This is a genomic window from Kitasatospora sp. NPDC001132, assembly GCF_053598415.1.
On record NZ_JBSFKF010000019.1, the window covers coordinates 122,478 to 138,269 of the forward strand.

Below are 15,792 nucleotides of genomic sequence, written 5' to 3' on the forward strand. Positions count from 1 at the left end.
GCCGGGAAAGGCCGTTTCCGCGGGGCGGGGAGAGGCGCCGGAGGGAGCGTTCCGGAAATTCCTCCGGGAACTTCCGGGTGAAGGGCCGAAGGGTGCGCGAACCGGTCAAACCGGCACGCCGGGGGCCGGACATGACGGCGATGTGAACCTGGTGGGACCGTGACGGCCCGCGCCGCCCGTGTGCTAGGTTCGCGCGCATTCGAACGGTCCGGTGCGCACGGGGGGAAGCATGGTGGCGGTGCCGATGAGTGCCCGGTGGCTGACCGCGCTGGGGATCGTGGCGTTCCTGCTGCCGGTGATCGCCACGACGGCGGGCCGCGGGACGTCGGCGCTGGTGTTCTACCTGCCCGCGCTGTTGTGCGTCGCGGTCTGTGCCGTGCCGTCGTTCTTCCGCCGCCGGGACCGTTTCCGGATCGCCTGCGCGGCCGCCGGGATGACGGTCGCGGCGGTGTCGGCTCCGCCGGGGGTCCTGGGCCTCTGGTTCGCGGTGTTCGCGCCGGGCTGGGCCCGCCTGCTCTACCTCGCCTTCCTCGCCCTGCCGGTCACCGCGATCGCCGCACTGATCGCCGGCTTCCAGCGGGCCAAGGGCCGCGGGAGCGGCCGGCGGGCGGTCGCGGTCGCCTGGGCGGCCACGGCGATCACGGTGGCCGGCTGGGGGTACATCGGCGGCCGCGCGATGGCCTGAGCGACGGACCCCCGAGAGGATCATCGGATTGCCGCCCCACGGCCCGGTCGGATAGGAAACTCGCATGCTCAGGGGAAGCAAGGTCGGGCTCAGGGCCCGGCACGAGGAAGACATCCCGGTCCTGCGGACCGAACTCTTCGACGACGTGGTCACCTCCGCGCGGTCCGAGGGCGCCCCGTGGCGGCCGGTCTCGCCCGGCTCGAAGGACCGCCGGCTCGTGGTGGACGACACCGTACCGACCCACGTGCCCTTCTCCGTCGTGGAGTTGGACGGCGGCGCGCTGGTCGGCACCGCGACGCTGTGGGGCATCGACACCCACCACCGGTCCGCGCACATCGGCCTCGGCATGCTGCCCTCCCGCCGCGGCAAGGGCTACGGCACCGACGTGGTCGCGGTGCTCTGCCACTACGGCTTCGTCGTGCGCGGCCTGCACCGGCTGCAGATCGAGACGCTGGCGGACAACGCCGGGATGCTGCGCTCCGCCGAGCGCAACGGCTTCGTCCGCGAGGGCGTGCTGCGCTCCGCGGTCTGGGTGATGGGCGAGTTCGTGGACCAGGTGGTGCTCGGGCTGCTGGACCGGGACTGGAAGCCGGGCGGGAACCACCCCCGGCCGGAACGGCCCGGAACCGGCGGATGATCACCGTCCCGGCCGGCCGGGTCACCCTCTCCGACCGCCGCACCCAACGCAGTTGGGCCGTCGAGGTGGCCTCGTACCGACTGGCGGCCTGCCCGGTGACCCGCGAGCAGTACGAGGGCGCGACCGGCGACCACCGCCCCGCGCACAGCGTCTCCTGGCTCGACGCCGTCCGCCACTGCAACGAACTCTCCCGCCGTGAAGGCCTCGTACCCGCCTACGCGGTGGACGGCGAGGAGGTCTCCTGGGACCGCGCCGCCGACGGCTACCGGCTGCCCACCGAGGCCGAGTGGGAGCACGCCTGCCGCGCCGGCACGGACGGCCCGCGCTACGGCCCGCTGGACGAGATCGCCTGGCACCGCGGCAACTCGGGTGAGCGGCCGCACGAGGTGGGCGGGCTGCGCCCGAACGCCTACGGGCTGTACGACCTGCTCGGCAACGTCTGGGAGTGGTGCTGGGACCACTACGACCCCGAGGTGTACGGCAGTTACCGCGTGCTGCGCGGCGGCGGCTGGTTCGACGAGCACTGGAGCTGCCGCGCCTCCGTCCGCCGCCGCAGCCACCCGACCCTGCGGATCGACGACGTGGGATTCCGGCTCGCGCGCTCGATCGCCGGGTGAAGGCGGGCCGGTGAAGGACGGGTCGGGCGCGGTGGACGTCCCTCCGGCACGGTGAGTCGCGGGCCCTCGGACATCCGTCCGGAATTTCTCGCGGAATCGAGGAACCGTCGTGAACGGACCCGCGTTGGCGCCTGCATGAGTGACGAGAGATCCGATGAGCCGGTGTCCCTGCGCCCGATCGCCGAGGCCGATCTGGCCGTGATCGAGGAGATGGTGAACGACCCGGAAGCCCTGGGTGAGTTCCAGTGGTACGGCTGGCGGGACCCGCAGCGGTTCCGCCGCCAGTGGGTGGAGGGCGGGCTGCTGGACGACCGGCAGTGGATGCTGGCGGTCGTCGTCGGGGGCGGGTTCGGCGGCTTCGTCGCCGCCAACCGCAGCGGGGTGCGGCCGTCCGCCCCGTACTGGAGCATCGGCGTGCAGCTGCGGCCCCAGGTGCGCGGGCGCGGGATCGGCACCCGGGCCCAACGGCTGCTGGTGGACTACCTGTTCGCGCACTCGCCGGTGATGCGGCTGGAGGCGGACACGGAGGCCGGCAACCTGGCCGAGCAGCGCGTCCTGGAGAAGCTCGGCTTCACCCGCGAGGGCGTGCAGCGCGCGGTGACCTTCCGCGGCGGCGAGTGGCGCGACGTCGTGCGGTACAGCCTGCTGCGCACCGACCCGCGGCCCTGACCGGCCCCGACAGGCTCTGGCGGACCTGGACGCCGAACCACTCCTCGGCGAGGGCGTCCGGCGTCCGCGCCGAGGGCTTCGACTCCCGCAGGTGCCACGGCAGGTTGCCGTGCACGTGGAGCAGGGTGTACGCCCTCGGCGGGCGGGGCTCGACGCGGCGCCCGTAGGCGTCCGGCAGGTGGCCGAGCAGGTGCGGGCCGGCCCGGGCGGTGAACTCGGCGCCGTTCCGCGGCGTCGGTTCTCAGTCCCCGTCCCGGCGGCTGCCGCAGGCGTCGGCGTCCGTGGCGACCGGCTCCGGGGTGGACGGGTCGCGGGTGAGCAGGTAGCGGGCGCCGGGCCCGGCCTCGCCCGCGCGGTCGGCGGCGTTGTAGAGGGCGCAGCGCGACAGCGAGAGGCACCCGCAGCCGATGCAGCCGGAGAGCTTCTCCTTGAGCCGCCGCAGTTCGGCGATCTGCTCGTCGATCCGGCTCTGCCAGGACTCGGCCACCCGGTCCCACTCGGTGCGGCTGGGGGCCGGGCGGTCGGGGAGGCGGTCGAGGGCGACCTTCGCCTCGTCCAGCGAGAGGCCGACCCGCTGGGCGGCGCGGACGAAGGCGATCCGGCGCAGTGTGCCGCGGGTGTAGCGGCGCTGGCCGCCGGTGGTGCGGGTGGCGTGGATCAGGCCGAGGCTCTCGTAGTAGCGCAGCGCGGAGGGGGCGAGGCCACTGCGCCGGGCGAGTTGGCCGATGGTGAGCAGGTCGCTGTGGTGCGGGCCGGGGGCATGGCGGGCTTCGTGGCGGTCTTCGTGGCGGGCGGTCACGGGGACCCACTCTAGCCGTTTGACCTCAAGTCGGCTTTAAGTTGCACGATCGGGGGCATGACGACGAACCCGACGGCCGAGGCCGGGACCGGCACCCGTTTCGAGGACCTGCCCGCCCTGATGAGCCTGATGACCGGCGACGAGAAGCACGGCCCCGCCGCCACCTCCACCCTGGACGCGCTCTGGGTGCTCTACGACCGGGTGCTGCGGGTGGCCCCGGAGACCGCCGACGCGCAGGACCGCGACCGCTTCCTGCTCTCCAAGGGCCACGGCCCGATGGCGTACTACGCCGTGCTGGCGGCCAAGGGCTTCCTCGACCCGCAGGTGCTGCCGAGCTTCGGCGGCTACGACTCGCCGCTCGGCCACCACCCGGACCGCACGCTGGTCCCCGGCGTGGAGATCGCCTCCGGGTCGCTCGGCCACGGCCTGCCGCTGGCCGTCGGCACCGCGCTCGGGCTGCGGGCCCAGGGCCTGACCGACCCGGCGGTCTGGGTGCTGGTCGGCGATGCGGAGTTCGACGAGGGCTCCAACGCCGAGGCGGTGGCCTTCGCCGGGGCCTACGGGCTGGAGCGGCTGCACGTGGTGGTGATCGACAACTCCTCCGCCACCCACGGCTGGCAGGGCGGCATCGCCCAGCGGTTCGCGGCCGAGGGCTGGTCGACCGCGACGGTGGACGGCCGCGACCACGAGGCGCTGTACCGCGCCTACACCGCCGAGCACCCGGGCCGCCCGCACGTGGTGGTCGCCCGGGTCGAGCCCAAGTACTCCTGAGCACCCACGTACTCCTGAGCACCCACGTACTCCTGAGCACCCACGTACTCCTGAGCACGCCGAGCACCGCCGACCTCCCGGCGACGAAAGGACCTTCACCGATGGACACCATGCGCGACCGCTTCGTGGCCGTGACCACCCGCCTGCTGGACGAGGACCCCCGGCTGGCCCTGGTGCTCGCCGACATCACCGCGGCCGCCTTCGGCCCGGCCCAGGAGCTCCACCCCGACCGGGTGGTCAACGTGGGCATCCGCGAGCAGCTCCTGATCGGCGCGGCGGGCGGCCTGGCGCTCACCGGGATGCGCCCGATCGCCCACACCTTCGCCAGCTTCCTGATCGAGCGGCCCTTCGAACAGGTCAAGCTGGACCTCGTCCACCAGGGCGTCGGCGCCGTGCTGGTGAGCGCGGCGGGCTCCTACGACTGGCCGGCCGGCGGCCGCACCCACATGTCCCCGGGGGACGTCGCCCTGCTGGACACCCTGCCGGGCTGGACGGTCCACGTTCCCGGCCACCCGGACGAGGCCGAGCAACTGCTGCGCCACGCCTACGCGGACGGCGACCGCAACGTGTACGTCCGGCTGTCGGTGCAGCAGAACGCGACCCCGCTGCCGGTCGAACCGGGCCGCTTCACCACGGTCCGGACGGGCTCGCGCGGCGCGGTGCTCGCCGTCGGGCCGATGCTGGACGCGGTGCTCGCGGCCACCGAGGGCCTGGACGTCTCCGTGCTGTACGCGGCGACGGTGCGCCCCTTCGACGCCGCCGGACTGCGGGCGGCGCTCGGCGAGCGGGCCGATGTGGTGCTGGTCGAGCCGTACCTGGCGGGCACCTCCGCCGGCGAGGCGCACGCGGCGCTCGCCGACCGCCCGCACCGGGTGCTGGGCCTGGGCGTGCCGCGCGAGGAGCACCGGCACTACGGCTCGATCGAGGAGCACCTGGCCGCCTACGGCCTGGACGCCCCGTCGCTGCGGGAGCGGATCGGCACCTTCCTCTGGTAGGCGACTCCCACGGCGGGTTCCTGCCGGAGGGGGGACGCTCAGACGGCGACGATCGCCACCGCGTCCGCCGCCAGCCGCACCGCCGGCCCCTCCAGCGCCGCCGCCCCGAAGGCCGCCACCACCTCGCGCCCGGTGGCCCCCAGCGCCGGCGCGGCCTCGCCCGGCCCGAGGTTGACGGCGATCCGGTACGGCCCCCGGTGCACCACCAGCAGGCCCGCCGCCTCGTCGTGCGTCACCCGCACCGCGCCGAGGTCCGGGTCGGACAGTTCCGGGCGCTCGCGCCGCAGCCGGATCAACTGCCGGTACCAGGAGAGCAGTTCGGTGTGCGGGGCGCGCCGGGGCTCGGTCCAGTCGAGGACCGAGCGCAGTACGGTGGCGGGTTCCTGCGGGTCGGGGACGGCCTCGGCGGCCCAGCCGTGCTCGGCGAACTCCCGCCGCCGGCCCTGCCGGACGGCCTCGGCGAGGTCCGGGTCGGTGTGGTCGGTGAAGTACTGCCAGGGGGTGGCGGCTCCCCACTCCTCGCCCATGAAGAGCATCGGGGTGAACGGCGAGGTGAGCACCAGTGCCGCGCCGCAGGCGAGCCGGCCGGGGGAGAGGCTGGTGGAGACGCGGTCCCCGAGCGCCCGGTTGCCGACCTGGTCGTGGGTCTGGAGGTAGCCGAGCAGTCGGTGTCCGTCGCCGAGCGGGGCGAACGGGCGCCCGTGGGTGCGGCCGCGGAAGGAGGACCGGGTGCCGTCGTGGAAGAACCCCCGGGTGAGCGTCTTGGCGAGGGCGGCGAGCGGCGCGCGCGCGAAGTCCCGGTAGTAGCCCTGGGATTCGCCGGTGAGCGCGCAGTGAAGGGCGTGGTGGAAGTCGTCGCTCCACTGGGCGGTGAGCCCCTGCCCGCCGGCCTCGGGCGGGGCGGTGGTGGCCGGAGAGTTGCGGTCGGACTCGGCGATCAGGAACAGTGGCCGGTTGGTCGTGACAGCCAACTTCCGTACCTCGCTGGAGAGTTCCTCCAGAAAGTGGACCGCCCGGTGGTCCACGAGGGCGTGCACGGCGTCCAGCCGCAGCCCGTCGATCCGGTAGTCGCGCAGCCAGGCCAGCGCGCTGCCGATCAGGTAGGCGCGCACCTCGTCCGAGCCGGGCGCGTCCAGGTTGACCGCCGAGCCCCACGGGGTGTGGTGCCGGTCGGTGAAGTACGGGCCGTACGCGGGCAGGTGGTTGCCGGAGGGGCCGAGGTGGTTGTGGACGACGTCCAGCACCACCCCGAGGCCCCTGCGGTGGGCGGCGTCCACGAAGCGCTTGAGCCCGTCGGGGCCGCCGTAGGGCTCGTGGACGGCCCAGGGCGAGACCCCGTCGTAGCCCCAGCCGTGCTTGCCGGGGAACGGGCAGACCGGCATCAGCTCGACGAAGTCCACGCCCAACTCGACCAGGTGGTCCAGCCGTTCGGCGGCGGCGTCGAAGGTGCCGCGGGCGGTGAAGGTGCCCACGTGCAGTTCGTACAGCACCGCGCCGGGCAGCGGCCGGCCGCGCCGGCCCTCCTGCGACCAGCGGAACGCGGCGTGGTCCACCGCGCGGCTCGGCCCGTCCGGCCCGTGCGGCTGCCGGGCCGAGCGCGGGTCGGGCAGCGGCGGGCCGTCGTCGAGCCGGAAGGCGTAGTCACCCGCCGGAGCCTCGCCGGACCACCAGCCGTCCCGGTCCGGGCAGCGGGACAACTCGTAGGCGAAGCCGTTGACTTCGACCCGCACGCGGTCGGCCGCGTGGGGCGCCCACACCTCGTAGGCCGGCATCATCCCCTCCTCGTCAGCAGCGCCACCGGCAGGGCCGCCAGCAGCTCGGCCACCGGCACCGCGCCCGCCGGGAAGCTCCGCCCGGTCAGCTCGTCCGTCCACGGCCAGCCCGCCGGCAGCTCCAGCACGGTGTCGCGCCAGCCGCCCGCCCGCTCCAGCCCGTACGGCAGCCGGGTGACGGCGGTGACCACGTCCTCGCCCCGGGCGAAGGCCAGCAGGTGGTCACCGGCGAGGCCCGCGGCGTGCAGCGGCCGGTACGGGCCGAGCGGGTGGGAGCGGCGCAGGTGCAGCGCGGTGGCGGTGAGGTGCAGCTTCTCCCGGGCGAGGTCGCCGGGGCGCGGCGCGGCCGCGTCGGTCAGCCGCACGGCGAGCGCCCCGAAGTCCACCACGCCCCGGTTGTCCGGGTCCACCAGGGTGTACAGCGGCTCCTCGCTGCCCTGGTAGAGGTCCGGCACGCCCGGCACGGTGAGGTGCAGCAGCGCGGCGGCGAGGGTGTTGGCGCGGGCGTACGGGGCGAGGGCGTGCACGGCGCCCTCGATCCTGGGCAGCAGCCCGGGGTTGCCGTGGACGGAGCGGGCGCGCTGCTCCAGGGCCCGCTCGTAGCCGGGGTCGGGGCTGGTCCAGGAGGTGTGCAGCTTGGCCTCCCGGGCGGCCTTGAGCAGAGCGGCGACCAGCCGGTCCGGGTCGATCGGCCAGGCGGCGACCAGGGTGTGCCAGAGCAGCCAGTCGGCGTCCCGGTCGAAGCCGGGGCCCGCGGCGGTGGACCACGCGGCGGCCTCGGCGGCCCAGGCGTCCGGCCGCTCGGCGAGCACGGCGAGGCGGGCCCGGGCGTCGGCGCTGCGCTTGGTGTCGTGGGTGGAGAGCACCGTCATGCTGTGCGGCCAGGTGCCCTCCAGGTAGCGGCACCAGTCGTGGAACTCCGCCGGGTGCAGCCCGGGCCGGGCGGGCTCGCCGCCGACCTCGTTGAGGCCCGGCAGGGCGTTCCAGCGGTAGAAGGCGGTGTCCTCGACGCCCTTGGCGGCCACCGCGGCGGCGGTCTGGGCGAAGCGCGCGCAGAATTCGTCCTTGTCGGCGCCGCGGCCCAGCTCGCCGAGCGCGAGCGCGGCCACCAGCCGGTCGGTCGGGTCGGCGGAGCCGTCCAGGGCCGCCCGCAGCTGCTCCACCGACGCCGTCGGCGGCGCCTCGCCGGGCCGGGCGTACGGCCGGTACGCCGGGTAGCCGGTGAGCAGCCGGCCGAGCGCCGCGCGCAGCTGCCCGGGCGCGTGGTCGGCGTGCGCGGGCTCGGCCGCGCCGATCCGCAGCGCGATCCGCACCAGCCGCTCGACCTCGGCGGCGAGCTCGCCGTCCGGCCCGGCCATGTCGGCGCGCCCGCGCCGGGCCTCGGCGATCGCGGGGTGCGGGTCGGCACAGAGGTCCCGGACCGGCCCGCCGTGCAGGAAGGACTCGTACGCCCCGGCGAGGCGGCAGGCACCCGCGTGGTCGACGAGCACGCCGTCGATCCGGCGCAGCGCGTCGTAGCCGGTGGTGCCGGCCACCGGCCAGTCCGCGGGGAGCCGCTCCTCGCCGGTGAGGATCTTCTCGACCACGACGTACGCCCCGCCGGTGGCCGCCGCCAGGCGCTCCAGGTAGCCGCGCGGGTCGGCGAGCCCGTCCGGGTGGTCGATCCGGAAGCCGTCCAGGACGCCGTCGGCGTGCAGCCCGAGGAGGACGGCGTGGGTGGCGGCGAACACCTCCGGGTCCTCGGCGCGCAGTGCGATCAGCTCGTTGACGGTGAAGAAGCGCCGGTAGTTGAGCTCGGTGCGGGCCAGCCGCCACCAGGCCAGCCGGTACCACTGGCGGGCGAGCAGCTCCGGCAGCGGCAGCTCCTCGGTGCCGGGGCGCAGCGGCAGCTCGTGCCGGTGGTAGCGCAGCACCCCGGCGTCCACGGTGAGCTGGTCCAGCACCGCGCCGAGCCGGTCGCCGAGCAGCGGCAGCAGCACCCGCCCGCGCCCGGGGGCGTCGACGGGGCCCGCCTGGGCCGTCCAGTCGATGTCGAACCAGCGCGCGTACGGCGAGTCGGGCCCGTCGCGCAGCACCTGCCACAGCGGCCGGTTGAGCCGCTCGGGGGCGGGCACGGCCATGTGGTTGGGTACCACGTCGGCGATCAGCCGCAGGCCGTGGCGGTGCGCGGCGGCGGCCAGCTCGCGCAGCGCCGGCTCCCCGCCGAGCTGCTCGCTGATCCGGGTGTGGTCGACGGTGTCGTACCCGTGGGTGGAGCCGGGGACGGCCTCCAGCAGCGGGGAGAGGTGCAGGTGGGAGACGCCGAGGGCGGCCAGGTAGGGGACGGCGGCGGTGGCGTCGCGGAGGGTGAAGCCGGGCTGGAGCTGGAGGCGGTACGACGACGAGGGGACGGCGGCGGCCGGGCGGGGCTGCGCGGGCTCGGCGGCGGGGGTCATAGCTCCATAGGTACCCGGGGGAGGGCGCCGCCAAGACCCGCTGCTGACCCGAACAGGTGACCTATCCGGCCGTCCGAACGGCCGCGCCGCTCCCGGGGAGCGGCCGGGCACCGCCTGCGAGGACCCGCTTCGAGGACCGCCTTCGGGCACCGCCTGCGCGCGCCGGCTACGCGGGCCGCTGCAGCACCATCAGCGAGCGGTCGGTCAGCCACAGGCGGTCCCCGGCCTTGACCCGCGCGCCGGTGCCGGGGGCGGGCAGCCGGGGCCGGGCGGTGTCGACCACGACCTGCCACTCCTGCCCGTGGTCGGCGGGCACGGTGAACTCCAGCGGCTCGAAGTGGGCGTTGAACATCAGCAGGAAGGAGTCGTCGACGATCCGCCCGCCGCGCCGGTCCGGCTCGGAGATCGCGTAGCCGTTGAGGAAGACGGTCAGCGACTTGGCGTGGCTGGCGCCCCAGTTGCGCTTGGTCATCTCCTCCCCCGTCGGGGTGAACCAGGCGATGTCGGTGAGGTCGTCGAAGCCGCCGGAGGCGGACACCGGCCGGCCGTGGAAGAACCGCCGCCGCCGGAACACCGGGTGGTCGCGGCGCAGCCAGATCATCCCCTGGGTGAACTCCAGCAGCCGCGCCTGCGGCCCGTCGCCCTCGGGCCAGTGCACCCAGGTGAGCTCGTTGTCCTGGCAGTAGGCGTTGTTGTTGCCCAGCTGGGTGCGGCCGAGCTCGTCGCCGTGCGAGAGCATCGGCACGCCCTGGGAGAGCATCAGGGTGGCGATGAAGTTCCGCTGCTGGCGCTCCCGCAGCTCCTCGACGGCCGGGTCGGCGCTGGGGCCCTCGACACCGCAGTTCCAGGAGCGGTTGAAGGACTCGCCGTCCCGGTTGTCCTCGCCGTTGGCCTGGTTGTGCTTCTCGTTGTACGAGACCAGGTCGCGCAGGGTGAAACCGTCGTGGCAGGTCACGAAGTTGATCGAGGCGATCGGGCGGCGGCCGTCGTCCTGGTACAGGTCGGAGGAGCCGGTGAGCCGGGAGCCGAACTCGGCGAGGGTGGCGTTCTCGCCGCGCCACAGGTCCCGCACGGTGTCCCGGTACATGCCGTTCCACTCCGTCCACAGCGGCGGGAAGTTGCCCACCTGGTAGCCGCCCTCGCCGAGGTCCCAGGGCTCGGCGATCAGCTTGGCCTGGGAGACCACCGGGTCCTGCTGGACCAGGTCGAAGAAGGAGGACAGCCGGTCCACCTCGTGGAACTGCCGGGCGAGGGTGGCGGCGAGGTCGAAGCGGAAGCCGTCCACGTGCATCTCGGTCACCCAGTAGCGCAGCGAGTCCATGATCAGCTGGAGCACGTGCGGGCTGCGCATCAGCAGGCTGTTGCCGGTGCCGGTGGTGTCCTCGTAGAAGCGCTGGTCCCGGGCGAGGCGGTAGTAGGAGACGTTGTCCAGGCCGCGCAGCGACAGCGTCGGCCCCAGGTGGTTGCCCTCGGCGGTGTGGTTGTAGACGACGTCCAGGATCACCTCGATCCCGGCCGCGTGCAGCGCCTTGACCATGGACTTGAACTCCTGCACCTGCTGGCCGCGGTCGCCGGTGGAGGAGTAGGAGGAGTGCGGGGCGAAGAAGCCGACGGTGTTGTAGCCCCAGTAGTTGGCCAGGCCGAGGTCCCGCAGCCGGTGGTCACGGACGAACTGGTGCACCGGCATCAGCTCGATCGCGGTGATGCCGAGCTTGGCCAGGTGCTCGATCACCGCCGGGTGGGCCAGGCCCGCGTACGTCCCGCGGATCTCCTCGGGGATGCCCGGGTGCAGCCGGGTGAGGCCCTTGACGTGGGCCTCGTAGATGACGGTGCGGTGGTAGTCGGTGCGCGGCGGGCGGTCGGTGCCCCAGTCGAAGTACGGGTTGATGACCACCGAGTGCATCGTGTGCGGGGCGGAGTCCAGGTCGTTGCGGCGCTCGGGGGCGCCGAAGTGGTAACCGTAGACCGACTCGTCCCAGTCGATGTGCCCGCTCATCGCCTTGGCGTACGGGTCCAGGAGCAGCTTGGCGCTGTTGTGCCGCTGCCCCAGGCCCGGGTTGTACGGACCGTGCACGCGGAAGCCGTAGCGCTGGCCGGGCTGGACGCCCGGAAGGTAGGCGTGCCGCACGAAGGCGTCCGTCTCGCGCAGTTCGACGGCCGTCTCGGAGCCGTCCTCGGCGATCAGGCACAGCTCGATCCGGTCGGCGCTCTCGGAGAACACCGCGAAGTTGGTGCCGGCCCCGTCGTAGGTGGCGCCGAGCGGGTAGGGCGTACCGGGCCAGACCTGCATGACTCCTCAACTTCCTTCCTGTCGACGGAAACTGGCACGTGATCCGAGGGCGATCCGGATCGCCTGCCCGGACCGGACGCTCTCTTCCCGGCCGGGCGGCCGGGCATGTGCGCGACCGGGCGCCGTGACGTACGGCACAGCGGCCGCGACGGGCGGCACAGCGCATACTCCCCGAGCCCGTCCCCGGCGGCCGGGACATCCGGCCCGGGTTGGGCCGAACGAGCTCCCACCGGGCATTCGTGTGAAGAATGCGCCCGGTGGTGCGGGGGAGCCCCCGGGCATCCGGCTGCGAGCGGCTCGCGCCGGGCAGTACCCTTGATCGTCCGGCCGCGTGGGCGGGCCTCCAGGAAGTCACAGGGAGTCAGCGGCCCCCGCGCCCGCGGGGGTCGGCCGCAGCAGACCAGACGAGGTGGCGCATGGTGTACCCCGCCGACGGCCCCGGCCGGGGCGCGGCCCGCAGCGAGGCACCCACGGTCGTCATGCGCCCCACCCTGACCGGCCGGGCCCTGGTGCCCGCCCAGGGCGGCCCGGTCGAGGTGCCCGCCCTGGCCTGGTCGGCCGGCGAATGGGAGGACGCCTACCAGCGGGTCCGGCTGTCCGGCCGCGCCTACGTCTGGCTCAACCTCGTCGAACAGCGGCTGCGCGCCCTGGTCGACGAGGTGCTGCACCCGATCTACGCCCCCGCCCACGGCGAGGACTGGGTCACCGCCGCCGCCGGGCCGGCCGGCGAGGAATGGGCGCACCGGGCCGGAGCCGTCCGCGAGGTCAGCCGCCGCAAGGGCTACCTCCTCGACCCGGCCGACGACGACCCGCTGGTCTTCCTCACCCTGCCCCAGCTGCGCGAACTGATGGTGCAGCACTGGCCCTGCTTCGAGCCGTACCTGGCCGACCGGCGCGAGATCGAACTGGCGCTGGACGAACTGGAAGTGGCCCGGCACGTGGTCTCCCGCAACCGGGCGCTCACCCAGACCGTGCTCGCCCAGACCGAACGGGCCGCCGCCCGGCTGCTGGCCGTGCTGGACGGCGGCGCAGGCGGGGTGCCCGCCGACGTGGTCGAGTCCCTGGTGGCCGGCCGGTACGCCGACGTCGTCGCCGTGCACGCCGACCGGGTCCGGCTCCAGCGCGACCTGCCCGTCGAGGACCTGCTGGACGGCGCCCGGCGCCTGGACGCGCTCGGCATCGGCCTCGGCATGCTCTGCCAGAACTACACCGGCAAGCGCCTGGTGCGCCTGGCCGGCGAGGGCTGCCGGGTACGGCTGCTCTTCCTCAACCCGGCGAGCAGCGCGGTGCGCCGCCGCGAACGCGAACTCGGCCTCGGACGCAGCGAGTTGTCCCGCTCCATCGAGATGAACATCATGCACGTGCGACGGGTGCGGGCCCGGCTGCGGGACCAGGGCGGCTTCGAGATCCGGGTCTTCGACGAGACCCCGCGCTTCACCGCCTACCTCGTCGAGGGCCCCCGCACCGCCGGCCAGGCCGGCGGCCGACGGCAGGGCCGCGACCTCGGCGTCGTCCAGCCCTACCTGCGCCGCGCCCGCGGCATGGAGTCCCCGGCCCTGGTGCTGCGCGGCGGCGCCGGCCAGCAGCCCGGCGGCACCGAACCCGGACTGCTGGAGGTCTACCGCGAGGAGTTCGAGGGCGTCTGGGCCGACTCCCGGCCCGTCTCCTGAGCCGCGCACCCTCGAATGAGGCGCTGGTCGGGGCGGTCGCGCCGCTGCCGGACCGCGGCCGTGAACAGCGCACCCGACTGGAACCTGCGCCCCGCCACACCCGAGGTCCCTGCGCTCTTGAGCCGGCGGTGGACGGCGAGGTACGCCGCGGCCTCCCGTTCGCCGATGTCGGCGATCCGGCCCCGGTATTCGGCCCGCACACCGTCGAGGACCCGCTCGAGTACGGCCCGGCGCAGTGGATCGGACGTGGCATCGACGCCCGCCCGGACCTCGCGACGGTGACGACGCCGAGACGGCGCTCATGGTCGGCTCCATCGCCCGGGTCCGAGGAACAGCGCAGGGCGGGCGGGCCCGTGATCGGGCTCCCGGTGGGTCGGACTGTCGGTGGGGCGGGTGATGATAGGGGCTGTTTCGAGAGGCAGGACGGAAGGACACACCTGATGAGCTGGTGGCAGCAGCCACTGGTCGGCTTCGACCTGGAGACCACGGGCACCGACCCGGCCGTGGACCGCATCGTCACGGCCGCGCTCGTGGACACCGTCGGGGCCGCCCTGGTGGGCACCGCGCACTGGCTGCTCGACCCCGGGGTGCCGATACCCGCCGAGGCGGAGGCGATCCACGGGATCGGGGACGAGGTGGCGCGGAGCAAGGGCAGACCGGCGAAGGAAGCGGTGGAGGAGATAGCCGCCGCGCTGTGCGAGCGGATCGCCGACGGGCGGCCGGTGGTGGCGTTCAACGCGCCGTTCGACCTGTCGCTGCTCGACGCCGAGCTGCGCCGGCACGGGCTGGCGACGCTCGCCGAGCGCCTGGGCCGCCCCGTCGGGCCGGTGCTGGACGCGCTGGTGATCGACCGCGCCGTGGACAAGTACCGCAAGGGCTCGCGCACCCTGCAGCGGGTCTGCGAGCTGTACGGGGTGGAGCTGACGGACGCCCACGAGGCGGGCAGCGACGCGCTGGCCGCCGTCCGGGTCGCCGTCGCGCTGGCCGGCCGCTACCCGAACGAGGTCGGCGCGCTGGACCCGGCCGAGCTGCACCGGCGGCAGATCGACTGGTACCGGCAGTGGGCCGAGAGCCTCCAGGCCTGGCTGCGCCGCGGCAAGGACCCGCAGGCGGTGGTCGACCCGCGCTGGCCCGCCCGGTGACGGAGGTCCGCCCGGTACGCCGCGCCCGCCCCGCGGACCCGCCCGGCTTCCTCGCGCCCGCCGCCGAGGTCGAGCACTCGTTCGGCCCGACGGCCGCCGAGCCGGGCTTGCGCAGCGCCGGGCCCCGACGGCCTTACGCGGCCGGGAAGTCGAAGGTGTAGCCCTGGGCGACCAGCCAGGGCAGCAGCTGCTTGAGCGCGGCCACGGTCTGGCTGCGGTCGCCGCCCCCGTCGTGCATCAGGATGACGCCGCCGGGCTTGAGCTGCTTCTGCACGGCCGAGACGATCGCCGGCGTCCCCGGCCGCGCCCAGTCGCGCGGGTCGACGGACCAGCCGAGCGAGGACATCCCCAGGCTCGCGGTGATCTGCTCGTTGTCGGCGTTGAAGCCGCCGCCCGGGGCGCGGAACCAGCCGACCTCGGTGCCGGGGCCGCCCGCCTGGACGATCATGTCCCGGGCGGCGGTGACCTCGTGCACGGCCTGGTCGTGCGGGAGCTTCGCGAACGGCTGCGGGTGGTGGACGCTGTGGTCGCAGAGCCGGTGCCCGGCGGCCAGGACGCGCTTGACCATGGCCGGGTTGGCGGCGGCGTTCTGGCCGATCTCGCAGAAGGTGGCCTTGACGTGGTACTGGGCCAGCAGGTCGAGGATCTGACCGGTGGCCGGGCCGGGGCCGTCGTCGAAGGTGAGTGCCACGGTGCGGCCGCCGGAGGCGGTGGAGCCGATCACGGTGCCCGCCCCGGTGTGCGGGGGCGGCGCGGCGGGCGAGGACGGGTCGGCGGCCGGTGCGGTCGGGGTGGCGGCCGGCGTGGCGGGCGCGGTGGACACCGGGGAGCCCGTGGCCGCGGGCGGGTTCGGCTTCGCCGGCGCCGACGGGGCGGAGGCGGGCGCGGAGGCGGGCGCGGAGGGGGCCGCGGGGGAGACCGGCGGCGCGGCGTCCGAGCCGGGTGCCGGCGCGATGGTGGTCGCCGCCGTCCCGCTCGGCCGGGCGGCGTCCGGGGACGGCGTCCCGGCCGCGGTCGCGCTCGGCGCCGCCTGGGGCGCCCTGCCGGCCGTCCCGCACGCGGCCAGCCCCAGGGCGGCGGCCACCGCCACACAGCCCGCCAGCAGCCGGCGCCGGGAGCGGGACGGTCGGGTCGGGGCGAAGGGGCGGCGGCGGGCGGTCCGGTGCATGGCGGCGGCTCCTGAGGTGCGAGTACGGTGCCGATCTCTCGGGTCAGGACGACTGTCCGACAGGACGCCGATCGTACGTTCCTCGGTTGCGGACCGGACCGGACCGCCGTAAGAGTCTTCTCACACCCGCCCCGGTGGCAGA

General features: G+C 74.8%; 13 protein-coding genes. 8 read left to right on the forward strand and 5 right to left on the reverse strand.

Annotated features, from left to right (window positions below; translation table 11 throughout):
• The first annotated feature begins 244 nt into the window (after positions 1–244).
• The 4 genes from ACWDBE_RS24275 to ACWDBE_RS24290 all read left to right on the forward strand — a co-directional run bounded on the left by ACWDBE_RS24275 (position 245) and on the right by ACWDBE_RS24290 (position 2,608).
• Positions 245–685 (forward strand): hypothetical protein, encoded by a 441-nt coding sequence (locus ACWDBE_RS24275; RefSeq protein ID WP_449809025.1) that lies wholly within the window; start codon positions 245–247, stop codon positions 683–685.
• Positions 686–749: 64 nt separating this feature from the next.
• Positions 750–1,322 carry a GNAT family N-acetyltransferase gene (locus tag ACWDBE_RS24280; protein ID WP_449789764.1) on the forward strand — a complete coding sequence of 191 codons (573 nt, stop codon included), beginning with the start codon at positions 750–752 and terminating at the stop codon, positions 1,320–1,322.
• Complete coding sequence (locus ACWDBE_RS24285) at positions 1,319–1,939, forward strand: formylglycine-generating enzyme family protein (protein ID WP_449789763.1); 621 nt, start codon at positions 1,319–1,321, stop codon at positions 1,937–1,939. The genes ACWDBE_RS24280 and ACWDBE_RS24285 overlap by 4 nt, the downstream gene beginning before the upstream one ends.
• Before the next feature lie 135 nt (positions 1,940–2,074).
• Positions 2,075–2,608 (forward strand): GNAT family N-acetyltransferase, encoded by a 534-nt coding sequence (locus ACWDBE_RS24290; protein ID WP_392916046.1) that lies wholly within the window; start codon positions 2,075–2,077, stop codon positions 2,606–2,608.
• 241 nt (positions 2,609–2,849) lie between these two features.
• Here ACWDBE_RS24290 and soxR read toward each other — a convergent pair whose 3' ends face one another.
• A complete protein-coding gene (gene soxR, locus ACWDBE_RS24295; RefSeq protein WP_449789761.1) occupies positions 2,850–3,407 on the reverse strand; it encodes a redox-sensitive transcriptional activator SoxR in 558 nt (185 codons plus the stop codon).
• Between the two features lie 57 nt (positions 3,408–3,464).
• Between soxR and ACWDBE_RS24300 the strand changes: the two genes are divergently transcribed.
• A complete protein-coding gene (locus ACWDBE_RS24300; RefSeq protein WP_449789760.1) occupies positions 3,465–4,178 on the forward strand; it encodes a thiamine pyrophosphate-dependent enzyme in 714 nt (237 codons plus the stop codon).
• 101 nt (positions 4,179–4,279) lie between these two features.
• Positions 4,280–5,173 (forward strand): transketolase family protein, encoded by an 894-nt coding sequence (locus ACWDBE_RS24305; protein ID WP_449789759.1) that lies wholly within the window; start codon positions 4,280–4,282, stop codon positions 5,171–5,173.
• 38 nt (positions 5,174–5,211) lie between these two features.
• Here the strand turns inward: ACWDBE_RS24305 and treZ are convergent, their stop codons facing one another.
• From treZ to glgX, 3 genes are all read right to left on the reverse strand, one after another.
• Positions 5,212–6,945 (reverse strand): malto-oligosyltrehalose trehalohydrolase, encoded by a 1,734-nt coding sequence (gene treZ / locus ACWDBE_RS24310; protein ID WP_449789758.1) that lies wholly within the window; start codon positions 6,943–6,945, stop codon positions 5,212–5,214.
• Entirely contained in the window at positions 6,945–9,380 is a 2,436-nt protein-coding gene (gene treY, locus ACWDBE_RS24315) for a malto-oligosyltrehalose synthase (protein ID WP_449809026.1), read from the reverse strand. The genes treZ and treY overlap by 1 nt, the downstream gene beginning before the upstream one ends.
• Positions 9,381–9,546: 166 nt before the next feature.
• A complete protein-coding gene (gene glgX, locus ACWDBE_RS24320; protein ID WP_449789756.1) occupies positions 9,547–11,670 on the reverse strand; it encodes a glycogen debranching protein GlgX in 2,124 nt (707 codons plus the stop codon).
• 479 nt (positions 11,671–12,149) lie between these two features.
• On the opposite strand from glgX, the gene ACWDBE_RS24325 reads away from it, so the two are divergent.
• Positions 12,150–13,340 (forward strand): SAV2148 family HEPN domain-containing protein, encoded by a 1,191-nt coding sequence (locus tag ACWDBE_RS24325; protein WP_449789850.1) that lies wholly within the window; start codon positions 12,150–12,152, stop codon positions 13,338–13,340.
• Between the two features lie 440 nt (positions 13,341–13,780).
• Entirely contained in the window at positions 13,781–14,482 is a 702-nt protein-coding gene (locus tag ACWDBE_RS24330) for an exonuclease domain-containing protein (RefSeq protein WP_449789755.1), read from the forward strand.
• A gap of 133 nt (positions 14,483–14,615) precedes the next feature.
• Here ACWDBE_RS24330 and ACWDBE_RS24335 read toward each other — a convergent pair whose 3' ends face one another.
• Positions 14,616–15,650, reverse strand: coding sequence for a polysaccharide deacetylase family protein (locus tag ACWDBE_RS24335; RefSeq protein WP_449789754.1), 1,035 nt, complete (start codon positions 15,648–15,650; stop codon positions 14,616–14,618).
• Positions 15,651–15,792: the final 142 nt, after the last annotated feature.